Source organism: Sphingomonas prati (genome assembly GCF_014643515.1).
GTDB classification, from domain to species: domain Bacteria; phylum Pseudomonadota; class Alphaproteobacteria; order Sphingomonadales; family Sphingomonadaceae; genus Sphingomonas_R; species Sphingomonas_R prati.
Genome location: NZ_BMJP01000004.1, coordinates 289,371 through 302,110 on the forward strand (window position 1 = coordinate 289,371; position 12,740 = coordinate 302,110).

The 12,740-nt window shown below is 68.4% G+C and carries 7 protein-coding genes and 1 tRNA gene; 4 read left to right on the top strand and 4 right to left on the bottom strand.

Going from position 1 to position 12,740, the window contains the following annotated elements; genetic code table 11:
- Positions 1-118: 118 nt before the first annotated feature.
- The gene (locus tag IEX50_RS13645; protein WP_229674019.1) at positions 119-994 is read left to right on the top strand and encodes a helix-turn-helix domain-containing protein; all 876 of its coding nucleotides are present in this window, start codon (positions 119-121) and stop codon (positions 992-994) included.
- A gap of 81 nt (positions 995-1,075) precedes the next feature.
- Here the strand turns inward: IEX50_RS13645 and IEX50_RS13650 are convergent.
- From IEX50_RS13650 to IEX50_RS13660, 3 genes are all read right to left on the bottom strand, one after another.
- Positions 1,076-1,150: transfer RNA gene (locus tag IEX50_RS13650), tRNA-Thr, on the bottom strand.
- A gap of 440 nt (positions 1,151-1,590) precedes the next feature.
- Positions 1,591-2,208: a glutathione peroxidase gene (locus tag IEX50_RS13655; RefSeq protein WP_157176248.1), complete on the bottom strand. Its 618-nt coding sequence runs from the start codon at positions 2,206-2,208 to the stop codon at positions 1,591-1,593.
- A 91-nt stretch (positions 2,209-2,299) separates the two neighbouring features.
- The gene (locus IEX50_RS13660) at positions 2,300-4,096 is read right to left on the bottom strand and encodes an aminopeptidase P family protein (protein ID WP_157176247.1); all 1,797 of its coding nucleotides are present in this window, start codon (positions 4,094-4,096) and stop codon (positions 2,300-2,302) included.
- Between the two features lie 122 nt (positions 4,097-4,218).
- On the opposite strand from IEX50_RS13660, the gene IEX50_RS13665 reads away from it, so the two are divergent.
- From IEX50_RS13665 to IEX50_RS13675, 3 genes are all read left to right on the top strand, one after another.
- Positions 4,219-6,261, top strand: a complete 2,043-nt coding sequence (locus IEX50_RS13665; protein ID WP_157176503.1) for a S9 family peptidase — start codon at positions 4,219-4,221, stop codon at positions 6,259-6,261.
- Positions 6,262-6,582: 321 nt separating this feature from the next.
- A complete protein-coding gene (locus IEX50_RS13670; protein WP_229674021.1) occupies positions 6,583-8,937 on the top strand; it encodes a TonB-dependent receptor domain-containing protein in 2,355 nt (784 codons plus the stop codon).
- A gap of 572 nt (positions 8,938-9,509) precedes the next feature.
- Complete coding sequence (locus IEX50_RS13675) at positions 9,510-10,748, top strand: CaiB/BaiF CoA transferase family protein (protein ID WP_157176246.1); 1,239 nt, start codon at positions 9,510-9,512, stop codon at positions 10,746-10,748.
- Between the two features lie 323 nt (positions 10,749-11,071).
- Here the strand turns inward: IEX50_RS13675 and IEX50_RS13680 are convergent, their stop codons facing one another.
- Complete coding sequence (locus tag IEX50_RS13680; RefSeq protein ID WP_308419293.1) at positions 11,072-12,739, bottom strand: GH39 family glycosyl hydrolase; 1,668 nt, start codon at positions 12,737-12,739, stop codon at positions 11,072-11,074.
- Between the last annotated feature and the right edge of the window lies 1 nt (position 12,740).

Here is a 12,740-nt window from a genome sequence, read left to right on the forward strand (position 1 = left end):
CCTCTCCTTGGCGGTCGATCCGCCTTCGCATCAAATCTGTTCCAACCCACCTCGCCGGGCCATGGCAATCCCGTTCAATAAGTTGGACGATCCGCCGGACCTCGCCTATCGTACTGCCGTGAAGAACGCCCTCGTTCCCAGCTTCTATCTTTACGGCGAACCGCACAGGGCGGTCGCGCCGGATTTCATCCATGTCGAACGGCTCGACGCGCGGTCGCGCCCCAGCGAATGGATGATCCGCCCCCACGCGCACGCCGACCTGGTCCAGATCTTCTTCGTCGATCGCGGCGGCGGATCGATGCTGGCCGAAGGCGGGACGTTACCGTTCACGACGCCCGCGCTGCTGCTTGTCCCCGGCGGCGTCGTCCACGGGTTCCAGTGGACGCGCGAGTCGACCGGCGCCGTAGTGACGCTTGCCTGCGCCTGCCTTGACCGGCTCGTCGCCCGCCATCCGGATCTCGCGGCGGTATTTGCACAGGTCCGCGCACTGCAACCGGACGCCGACATCGCCCGCACGATCCGGGCTGGCATCGACACGCTCGACCGCGAACTCGGCTGGTCGGCGACCGGCCATCACGCCGCGGTCGAGGCTGGGTTGCTCGCACTACTCGTCGGCGCGCTTCGCGCGATACCCGCAAGGTCCGACGCTGCGACCCCCGATCCGGGGCAGCAGGCCGCGCTCGTCGCGCGCTTCCGCGCCCGCATCGAACAGCGATTCCGCCTGCGCGAAAGCGTCGCCACCCACGCCGCCGCGCTCGGCACCAGCGACACGAGCCTGCGGGCGGCCTGCACTCGCATCGCCGCACGCCCGCCCGCCGCCATGCTCGACGAACGCGCGATGCTGGAGGCGCGCCGCGCGCTTCTCTACACGAACCTGTCGATCGCAGAGGTCGGCTACGCGCTCGGTTTTGCCGACCCGGCCTATTTCTCGCGCTTCTTCACCCGCCACGCCGCCCGCTCCCCCCGCGCCTTCCGCCGCGATCGCGGCGCCTGACGAAGCAGCTCGAGCTGCAGCGGAGGAACCCCGAAACGCAAACGGGCATCCAAAGATGCCCGCTCTACACGCTATAAATGCTGGTGCTGCCGGTGAGGATTGAACTCACGACCTCAGCCTTACCAAGGATGCGCTCTACCACTGAGCTACGGCAGCATGCCGGGGCGGGCCCTGACAGGACGCGGGCTATGGCGGAGGGGACGGCGGGCGTCAAGCGTCCGTCTTGGCACATCACGATCGAAAGGCCGAGCGGGGCTGGCCCGCGGACGTCGACCCCTCTATGCTTTCCGGGATGAGCAACGGCCAAACCGACCGCGCGGAACGACTGGCCGCCGCCCTCCGCGACAATCTCCGCCGCCGTAAGGCACAGGCGCGAGAAATTCCCGCCGCGGCGGTTCCTCAAGAAACGTCCGCCGGGCTGTCTGTTACCGACGTGACCAAGTAGATTCTTCCCTTGGCCGTCATCCCGGCGAAAGCCGGGATGTCCCTCAGGTCAAACATCACCCCAAGCTAGAACGAGATCGCGGCCTACGCCGGGATGACCGCTGCCGCGGGGCAACCCCCCGTCGCCGCTCACCCACCGATTGCAAACCCGCTCAGGCCCGCGCCGGACGCGCCCTGATCGCCGTCGTGATCGCCGCGTTCAGCGCCGGATCGGTCGGGTCCGTCGTCGTCCCGAACGCCTTGATCAGCCGCCCGTCCCGCCCGATCAGATATTTGTGGAAATTCCAGCGCGGCGTGTTCTCCGCGCCCACCTTCGCCGCCGCCCATTTGTAGATCGGCAGCGCGCTCGTCCCCACCACCGCGGACTTCTCCGCCATCGGGAACTTGATACCGATCGTCTGGCAATTGTCGGCGATCTGCTTGTTGGACCCATATTCCTGGTCCTTGAAGCTGCCCGACGGCACGCCGATCAGCGTGAAGCCCGCCTTGCCGTACCGGTCCTGCAACTGCTGCAGGCCGGCGAACTGCTTCTTGAAACCGCAGAAGCTGGCGGTGTTGACCAGCAGCACGACCTTGCCGCGATACGCCTTCATCGGCATCGGCTCGCCGTCGATCGCGACCAGGTTGAAGTCCCATGCGGTGCGCCGCGCGGCTTCGGCCGCCGCCATCGGCGGGGTCGCGGGCGGGGTCGGGAAACCGACCGCCAGCGCCGCCACCGCAATGCCGCCGGCCGCCGCCAGGCCCAGTCCGAACTTCGCCAGTTTCCGCATCTCTCGTCCTCTTGCTCGTCGCCTTCGCGGCGCAACGCTCAGGCCCGGATCATGGGCCCGCCCCCTGCCCCCACGCAAGCGGACATTCCGCCTAGCCGAGCGGCGCCGTCACCGCGTCCAGCCAGTACTTCGCCGCCCCGTCGATCAGCGGCCCGACCACGTCGCGCACCTGCGCATGATAGCCGTCCAGCCACGCCCGCTCGCCCGCATCGAGCAGCTCGAGATCGACCAGCGTCCGATCGATCGGCGCAAAGGTCAGCGTCTCGAACGCCAGCATCGCCCCCTCCGCGCCCGGGATCATGCGCCGTTCGACCAGCAGCAAATTCTCGATCCGAATCCCGTATTCGCCCGCCTTGTAGTAGCCCGGCTCGTTCGACAGGATCATGCCCTCGCGCAACGGCTCGGCCCCACCCGACTGGCTGCTCCACGCCGCCGATATGCGCTGCGGCCCTTCATGCACCGCCAGGAAGGACCCCACGCCGTGACCGGTCCCGTGCGGGTAATCCAGCCCCGCCGCCCACAGATATTGCCGCGCCAGCACGTCGAGCTGGCCGCCCGACGTCCCCTCCGGAAACACCGCACGGGCGAGCGCGATATGACCCTTCAGCACGCGCGTGAAGCGGTCGCGCATCTCCGCGGTCGGCTCGCCCACCGCCACGGTGCGCGTAATGTCGGTCGTCCCGTCGCGGTACTGCCCGCCCGAATCGATCAGGTACAGGCTGTCGATCTCGATCGGCCGGTTGCTCGCCTCGTCGACCTTGTAGTGGCAGATCGCGCCGTTCGGCCCCGCCCCGGAAATCGAATCGAAACTCAGGTCGATCAGCCGCGCGTCCTCGCGCCGGAACGCCTCCAGCTTCGCCGCAGCGGACAATTCAGTCAGCCCGCCCTTCGGCGCCTCGATCGACAGCCAGTGCAGGAACCGCGTCACCGCCGCCCCGTCGCGGGCCTGCGCCGCGCGCTGCCCGGCGATCTCGCCCGCATTCTTGCATGCGCGCGGGATCACGGTCGGGTCGCGCGCCTCCATCACCTGCGCACCGCCCGCCTCCAGCTCGGCGAAGATCGCCGCCACCGACTGCGCCGGGTCCACCGCGATTCGCTGCCCGCCCAGCGACCGCAGATGATCCGCAAAGGCGTCGCGCGGATGCACGCGCACCGCATTGCCCAGATGCTGCGCCACGTCGTCGGCCATCTTCTCCGGCGCCACGAACAGGTCCGCCGTCCCGTCCGCGCTCACCACCGCATAGGCCAGCGCGACCGGCGTATGGTCGACGTCCGCCCCGCGGATATTCAAGGTCCAGGCGATCGAATCGAGCGCCGCCAGCACCGTCGCGTCCGCACCCTTCGTCACCAGCCAGTCGGCGATCGCCTGCCGCTTGTCGGCCGACGTCCGGCCCGCATGCGCGTCGCTATGCACCACCAGCCGCGCGTCGGACGGCGCGGGGCGGTCCGCCCACACCGCATCGACCGGATTGCCGTCCACCGCGACCAGCTCGGCCCCGCGCGCCGCCAGCGCCGCGGTCGCCTGGACCACCCAGTCGCGCGTGTGCAGCCAGGGGTCGTACCCGATCCGCCCGCCCGCCAGCGCATGTTCGGCCAGCCAGCGCGTGATGCTCGTCTCCGGCACCGCCTGGTACGACCAGTGCGCGCCGTCGACCTGCTCGCGCACCTGCAACGTATAGCGCCCGTCGGTGAAGATCGCGGCGTCCGCGGGTAGCACCACCGCCGCCCCGGCCGATCCCTGGAACCCGGTCAGCCACGCCAGCCGCTGCGCATAGGCACCGACATATTCCGACATATGTTCGTCGGTCAGCGGCACGACGAACCCGTCCAGCGCGCGGGTCGCCAGTTCGTCGCGCAGCAGCTTCAGCCGGTCTTCGTAGGTGGACATGGCCCGTCGCCCTTCTATCTAGCGTTGACGCCCAGATAGTCCCGCGCACGCCCCCGCGCCAGCCAGACCGAGACCGCAGCTTGTCCGACACGCCCTCCGCCAGCACCCCGACCACCACCGCGATGCTTCCGCCGCCGCCCGTCGCCGCGGTCCGCCCGCACGCCACCACCGCGCACGGCGTGACGATCGAGGACCCGTATCACTGGCTCAAGGACGCCGGCTACCCGAAGGTCGAGGACGCCGAGATCCTCGACTATCTCAAGGCCGAGAACGCGTATTTCGAGGCAGCCATGGCCCCCAGCGCGACGCTGGTCGACACGCTGTTCGAGGAGATGAAGGGCCGGCTGAAGCAGGACGACGCCTCGGTGCCGCAGGTCGACGGCGACTATCTTTACTGGTGGGCGTTCCAGACCGGCGGGCAATATCGGCTCTGGTATCGCCGCCCGGTCGCCGGCGGACCCGACGAACTGATCCTCAACGAAACCGCGGAGGCCGCCGGCCACGACTATTTCCGCGCCGGCACGCTTGCGATCAGCCCCGACACCCGCCTGCTCGCCTGGAGCGCGGACACCAGCGGCGCCGAACGCTTCACGCTCAAGATCCGCGATCTCGCCACCGGCAGCGATATCGAGACGGTCAGCGAGGTCGTGAACGGCGGCGTCGTCTGGTCGGCGGACAGCGCCCGCATCGCCTATGCCGAGGTCAACGACAACTGGCGCACCTTCCGCGCCCGCGCGCACCGGCTGGGCGACGATCCCACCGCCGCGCCGACGCTCTACGAGGAACCCGACCAGGGCTTCCGCATCGGTCTGGGCCGCACGCAGGACCGCAAATATCTGCTGATCGGCACCGGCGACAACCAGACCGACGAGATCCGGCTCGTCCCCACCGCGGACTTCGACGCCGCGCCGCTGCTCGTCAGCCCGCGGCAGGTCGAACGGCAATATTCGGTCGATCACGCGCACGACACGCTCTGGATCCTGACCAACGACACCCACGTCAATTTCCGCATCGCGCGTGCGGACCCCGCGACGCCGGGCGAGTGGACGAGCGTGATCGAGGGCTCCGACCAGGTCTACCTGACCGGCCTCACCAGTTTCGCCAAGCATCTCGTGATCGCCGAGCGCGTCGAGGGGCTCGACCAGATCCGGTTGCGCACCTACGCCGGCGACGATCACCGCATCGCGTTTCCCGAGGCGAGCTACACCGCCGCGCTCGGCTCCAACCCGGCGTTCGATCCGCCGCTCTACCGGATCGGCTACACCTCGATGGTCACCCCCGTCACGGTGTTCGACTACGATCCCGCCACGGACACGCTTGAAACGCTGAAGGTGCAGGAGATCCCGTCCGGCTACGACGCGAGCCGCTACGCCACCGAACGGCTGATGGTGCCCGCCCGCGACGGCGCGTCGATCCCGGTGTCGATCGTCTACCCGGTCGGCTTCCCGCGCGACGGGTCCGGCCCGCTGTTCCTCTACGCCTACGGCGCCTACGGCCACGCCATCCCGCCCAGCTTCTCCACCGGCCGGCTCTCGCTGCTCGACCGCGGTTTCGCCTTCGCGATCGCGCACATCCGCGGCGGCGACGATCTTGGCTACGACTGGTATCTCCAGGGCAAGGCGACGCAGCGCTGGAACACGTTCCACGATTTCGTCGACGTCGCGAAGGGTCTGATCGCCGAAGGCTTCGCCAAGCCCGGCCGCATCGCGATCAACGGCGGCTCGGCCGGCGGCGGGCTGATGGGCGTCGTCGCCAACACCGATCCCGACCTGTGGGGCGCAGTCATCGCCGACGTCCCGTTCGTCGACGTCCTCAACACGATGCAGGACGACACCCTGCCGCTCACTCCCGGCGAGTGGCCCGAGTGGGGCAATCCCATCACCGACAAGGCCGCATTCGACCTGATCCACGGCTATTCCCCATATGAGAATGTTGCGGCACAGGCCTATCCGCCGATGCTCATCACCGGCGGGCTGAACGATCCACGCGTCACCTATTGGGAACCGGCCAAATGGGCCGCCCGCCTGCGCGCCACCCGCACGAACGACGCGCTTCTGCTGCTCAAGATCAACATGGGCGCCGGCCACGGCGGCAAATCCGGCCGCTTCGACGCGCTCCGGGAAGCCGCCGAAACCTACGCCTTCGCGATCAACCAGCTGGGATAAGACGGGCCCCAAGAACGCGGTCCGTAGAATCCCCCCTCCAAACCCGGTCCATCCCGGGCGAAGTCGAGGGACCCCGTCGAGCGCAGCCGGGACGGCCGACAGCGTCCCCCGACCAGAACCCGTTAGGTTCGGGCGTGTCGAGAACTCCGCGCAGAGTTCTCGACAAGCTCCAACCAAACGGACCTGTATCGCCGGGTTAGGGGTGCCTCGCCCCGCCGTCATCGAACCGACACGGAACCTTCACGAACCTGACCAGCGCCCCCTGCAAGGGCTCCCTTGCGCGACAGATGCATCGGCACACGCGCTCAAAGGGGACCTTCCATGATCGCTCGCCGCGCCTGCCTGCTTGCCGGAACCGCCATCCTTGCCATGTCGGGCACCGCCCACGCGGCCGCCGCGCCGGCCGATACGGTCGCCGTCGCCGAAGCAACCACCACGGCAGACGTCCCCGCGGACGCCACCGCCGCGGACCCGACCGACGGCACCGAAATCGTCGTGCTCGGCTTCGGCCAGGCGCGCTCGGTCCAGACGATCACCGCGCGCGACATCGCGGTCCTCACCCCCGGCACCACGCCGCTGAAGGCGATCGCGAAGCTGCCCGGCGTCAATTTCCAGGCGGCCGACGCGTTCGGCGCCTATGAATGGTCGTCGCGCATCTCGATCCGCGGGTTCAACCAGAACCAGCTCGGCTTCACGCTCGACGGCGTGCCGCTCGGCGACATGAGCTACGGCAACAGCAACGGCCTGCACATCAGCCGCGCGCTCATCTCCGAAAATATCGGCGCCACCTCGGTCGCGCAGGGCGCCGGCGCGCTCGGCACCGCCTCCACCGGCAATCTCGGCGGCACGATCATGTTCGAATCGCGCGACCCGTCGAACGATCTCGATCTCGCTGCGTCCGGCACCTACGGCAGCGACGCGACCTATCGCGGCTTCGTCCGGCTCGACAGCGGCGACCTGACCGGCAACGGGCTGAAAGGCTATATCAGCTACGGCTATCTCAAGACCGACAAGTGGAAGGGCTTCGGCGAACAGCGCCAGCATCAGGCGAACGTCAAGATCGTCCAGGACCTCGGCGATCGCGGCAGCCTGACCGGCTTCTTCAACTTCTCCGACCGGCGCGAGCAGGACTACCAGGATCTCAGCCTCGACATGATTGACCGGCTGGGGCTGAAGACCGACAACATCTCCAACGACTTCCCGCTCGCGACCCGCCTGGCGCAGATCTACCAGAACCAGGCAACCCGCGCCGGCTCGGCCACCGCCGCCCTCCCCTACCCGACCGTCGGCCTCACCTTCCCGGCGCCGTACGAGACGGTCGACGACGCCTATTTCGACGCCGCGGGTCTCCGCCGCGACTATCTCGGCGGCGCCACCTTCGACGGCAAGCTGACCGACGCGCTGTCGATCAAGCTCACCGGCTATTTCCACAACAATCACGGCCAGGGCCTGTGGTTCCTGCCCTACACCCCGACGCCGGGCGGCTCCGCACTGTCGGTCCGCTCGACCGAATATGACATGACCCGCGGCGGCGCGCTCGGCCATGTCGCGTGGGAGGCCGGCCCCAACCGCCTCGAAGTCGGCGGCTGGTACGAATCGAACGCGTTCCGCAACGCCCGCCGCTTCTACGGCCTCGCCGACCAGGCGACCCCGTCGCGCGACGCGCTGTCGTTCCAGTCGAACCCGTTCGCGACGCAGTTCGACGTGAAGTTCGATACGACCACCGCGATGTACTATGTCGCCGACCGCCTCGAACTGGGCGCACTCACGCTCAACGGCGGGTGGAAGGGCTACAAGGTCACCAACCGCGCCAAGCAGCTCGTCGGCAACCTGGCCTCGGGCACGATCGACGCGAAGGACTATTTCCTGCCGCAGGCCGGCGCCGTCTACGCGCTCGGTGGTTCGACCGAACTGTTCGCCACCTTCACGCAGAACATGCGCGCCTTCACTTCGGCCGCGGTCGGCGGTTCGCCCTTCGCCACGACGCAGGTCGGGTTCGACCTGATCCGCGACACGCTGAAGCCCGAAAAGTCGGACAGCTACGAAGTCGGCGGCCGGTTCCGCGCCGCCGGGTTCCAGGCGTCGGCCGCGGCCTATTATGTCGACTTCACCAACCGCCTGCTGTCGCTGGTCAACGGCGTCGCCTCGGTCGGCAACCCGACGACGCTCCAGAATGTCGGCGACGTCCGCAACTACGGCTTCGAAGCGACCGCACTGTACAAGGTCATCCCCGCGGTCTCGCTGTTCGCGTCCTACTCGTACAACAAGTCGGAATTCCGCGACGACGTGCTGAACACCAACGGCACGGTCAACACCGCCACCGCGGGCAAGACCGTGCCCGACAGCCCGCGCCACATGGTAAAGGGCGAAATCGTCTACAACGACGACCGCTTCCTCGCCCGGATCGGCGCGGACTATATGTCGCGGCGCTTCTTCACCTACGAAAACGACCAGTCGGTCGGCGGCCGCCTCCTGCTCGACGCGACGATCGGCTACACCTTCGCCACCACCGGCCCGCTCAAGGGGTTCGCGATCGAAGGCAGCGTCACCAACCTGACCGACAAGAACTACGTCTCCACCGTCGGCTCCAACGGCTTCGGCGCCCGCGGCGACAACCAGACCCTTCTGGCCGGCGCCCCCCGCCAGTTCTTCGTCACCCTCCGCCGCGGCTTCTAAGCACAACTCCCTCCCCCCACCGGGGGGAGGGCCGGGGTGGGGGGCGTGGCTAGGGTTAAGGGTCGATCCCAAAGCGACCGCGCTTCCATCCCGAACCCAAATCCCCACCCCCGTTCGGTTCGAGCCTGTCGAGAACATAGCGCAGCGTTCTCGACAGGCTCGAACCGAACGGGTTGAGTGCATGCCGGAGAACACACTGGCCCCGCCCATCCCGAGCGAAGTCGAGGAACCCTTCGAGCGAAGTCGAGAAGCCAACAGCACCGCTCGAGCTAACCTCGCGGACCGCGAAACCCACGCACACCCCACCCCCACCTCAAACCCGTCCATCCTGAGTAGCGACCGAGCGCAGTCGAAGGCGCGTATCGAAGGACCCGCGCTACCCTCCTTCGGCACGCCATATTGACAAGCTCAATGGCCACTCAGGACAAACGGTTCTACGACACCTCCAGACGGCGAAGACCGCACGGAGGATCGCACGAAATGCGCAGGAAAGGCCGGCACCACGCGACAATCGCGAACAGGATCGCCCCCGATCCGCAACGCGCATCCCGCCCCACCGCGGTCGCAAACCCATGACCCAACCCTCCACAGGCCCCCTCGCCGGCCTCCGCGTCCTCGACCTCTCCCGCGTCCTCGCCGGCCCATGGAGCACGCAGATCCTCGGAGATCTCGGCGCTGACGTCGTGAAGATCGAAGAGCCCGGCCAAGGCGACGACACGCGCCGCTGGGGCCCGCCCTTCCTCGACGACGGATCGCGCGACTCCGCTTATTATCTCTGCGCCAACCGCAACAAGCGGTCGGTCGCGATCGACATGGCCGATCCGCGCGGCGCGGACCTCATCCGCCGGCTCGCTGCCGACAGCGACATCGTGGTCGAGAATTTCCGCGTCGGCGGCCTTGTCAAATACGGCCTCGACTATGCCAGCCTCAGCGCCGCGACGCCGGGCCTCATCTACTGCTCGATCACCGGTTTCGGGCAGGACGGCCCCTACCGCGACCGCGGCGGTTACGACTTCATGATCCAGGGGATGAGCGGGCTGATGTCCGTCACCGGCCGCCCCGACGACGAGCCCGGCGGCGGCCCGATGAAGGTCGGCGTACCGATCACCGACCTCACCACCGGGCTCTACGCCACGGTCTCGATCCTGGCCGCACTCGCCCACCGCGACCGCACCGGCATCGGCCAGCATATCGACATGGCGCTGCTCGATACGCAGGTGGCACTGCTCGCCAACCAGGCCTCGTCCTGGCTCAACGGCGGCGTCGCTCCGGTCCGGCGCGGCAACGACCATCCCGGCCTCGTCCCCTACCGCGACTATGCCTGCGCGGACGGCGACATCCTGGTCGCCCTCGGCAACGATCGCCAGTTCCGCGCCTTCTGCACATTGCTCAGGCTGCCCGACCTCGCCACCGACCCGCGCTTCGCCGACAACGCCGCCCGCAACGCGCACCGCGCCGCACTCCAGTCCGCGCTCGCCCCCGCAATCGCGACGTGGCGCGCCGACGACCTCCTCGCCGCGATGGACGTGGCAGGGCTTCCGGCAGGCCGCGTCAACACCATTCCCGACATCCTCGCCGACCCCCACATCGCCGCCCGCGGCCTGGTGCAACCGATGACCCGCGCCGACGGCACGCCGGTGCAGGTGCTCGGCTATCCCGGGAAGTTCTCGGAGACACCCGCCGATTACCTCCGCGCCCCGCCGCGTTCGGGGGAGGACAGCGGGGATGTGTTGCGTGAGCGGCTGGGACTGCATGAGGCGGCGTTGGCCGAACTGATCGCGGCTGGCGTGGTGGCGGAGCGGTTGAGGTAAGCGCTCACGCGCGCTCACCTGGTCTCTACCCAGTCACACGCACCACACGCCCCCTCTTATCCAACCCCAAACCCCCGTCCATGCCGAGCGAAGTCGAGGCACGCTTTCCCCCGAGCGCAGCCGAGGGGCGCTGTTGGCTTCTCGACTACGCTCGAAGGGTCCCTCGACTGCGCTCGGGATGGACGGGGTGGGGAGGATAGGAATGGGCTCCCCCAGTCCCGTTCGGTTCGAGCCTGTCGAGAACCCTGCACGCCGTTCTCGACAAGCTCGAACCGAACGGAGTGGGGAATGGTGTGGGGGAGGAAGGCAGCCCAACCCCAACCTCACCCCCGCGGCTCAACCACCACCAAAGTCACCCCAGACCGCGGCACCACCACATCGACCACCCCACCAGCGCCCTTTACCACCATCGGCACCACACTCTCCGCCAACGCCGCCGCCTTCAGCAAAGCCGCCCGCTGCACCGACGTCGGCGCCAGCGGAGACCCCATCCCCAACCAGGCCGCATAGCTATTCGAATGCCCCGGATCGACGCGGTACTGCGTCACCCGCGCCCCCGCCCGCAAAGCCCGCGGCAACCCCGCCAAGGCAACCCGCACCGCGGCGTCCGGCCCGGCCACATCATCGTCATGATAATGCCAGACCAGCACCGCCACCCGGTCCCCGTCGATCGCCGCGATGCTGCCGATGTCCGCCGCCCCGCGCACGCCGTCCGCCATCACCGCATCCAGCGGCGGCTGATGGTCCGACACCGCGGGCAGCTCCCGCCCGCGCAGCTTGGCGAACAGCTTGAACACGTTGATCACCGGCAGGTCGATGCCGCCCGACGTCAGCTGGCGGAACCCGGCGAACGGCGCCTGGTCCTCGAACTCGAACGCCCAGGTCAGGATCCCTTCCAGGTTCAGCCCGCGCCGTTCGGCCAGCGCCTGCAACCGCACGAACGACGCGACCGTGTAGCTCGAATACATCGTCCCGTTGCGATACGCGTTGGCCGGCCCCTGGCACGCCGCGCACCCCTCCGGGTCCGCCTCGCCGATGATGATCGGCTTCGTCCGGAACGCCGGGTTCGCCGCGATCTGCGCATATTCATGGTCGGCCGCCTTCAACTGCGCCGACAGGCCCATCCGCACATGGCTGCCCGCACCGGTCCCAACCACGGTCGGGTTGCCCTTGGCATGGAAGGACAGGAAATCGGTCGGCGTTCCCGCCTTCGCGGCATGCGCCATGAACTGCGTCAGATACTGGTCGCCCGCCCCGGCGATATCCGGCCCGCCGACCCGCGCCTCCGGCAACGCCCGCCGCACCGCGCGCACCGTGGTGTCGTGCAGCTTGAAGAACTCCGCCTGCGTACCCCCCCAATAATATTGCGGCAGGTTCGGCTCGTTCCACGTCTCGAAATACCAGCTCGCGACCTCCTGCCGGCCGTACCGCTCGACGCAGTGCGTGACCCACGCGAACACCAGCGCGTCCCACTTCGCATAATCCTTCGGCGGATAAGCCCAGCCGGTGCGCAGGTCGCCGCTGCCCGGCCGCCAGTCATGCTGGTACGGCACCGGCTTCGACGACAGCGCCTCCGGCATGAACCCGACCTCGACATAGGGCCGCACGCCGCGCGCCCGATAAGTGTCGAAGATCCGATCGACGATCGTCCAGTCGTAGCGCGGCCGGCTCTCAGCATCCTCCGTATACGCGTTGGTCGACCCCCATTTCAGCGCCGCCGTCCCGTCCCCCGACGTCAACAGGTTGTGCGTCCGGAAATAGACGCGGTCGGGCGCGAGCTTCCCCAGCGTGGCGAGCGTCGTGCGCCCGTCCTTCATCGTCGCATAATTGGGCTCGTCCGCGCCGAAGAACCGCCACACCGGGTTCACCGGCTTGCCCGGCCGCCCGACATCGACCGCGACCGTCACCGGGATCGCTGGCGCTGCCCGAACGGCGCCGCCCGCAAAGGCCGCAAACAGGGCCAGCGCCCCGGCGAACGACAACGCGCGCACC

Coding starts and splice junctions, on each gene's coding strand:
- IEX50_RS13655 (WP_157176248.1), bottom strand. CDS start 2,208: ATGCGGAAACTGGCGAAGTTCGGACTGGGCCTGGCGGCGGCCGGCGGC.
- IEX50_RS13660 (WP_157176247.1), bottom strand. CDS start 4,096: ATGTCCACCTACGAAGACCGGCTGAAGCTGCTGCGCGACGAACTGGCG.
- IEX50_RS13665 (WP_157176503.1), top strand. CDS start 4,219: ATGCTTCCGCCGCCGCCCGTCGCCGCGGTCCGCCCGCACGCCACCACC.
- IEX50_RS13670 (WP_229674021.1), top strand. CDS start 6,583: ATGATCGCTCGCCGCGCCTGCCTGCTTGCCGGAACCGCCATCCTTGCC.
- IEX50_RS13675 (WP_157176246.1), top strand. CDS start 9,510: ATGACCCAACCCTCCACAGGCCCCCTCGCCGGCCTCCGCGTCCTCGAC.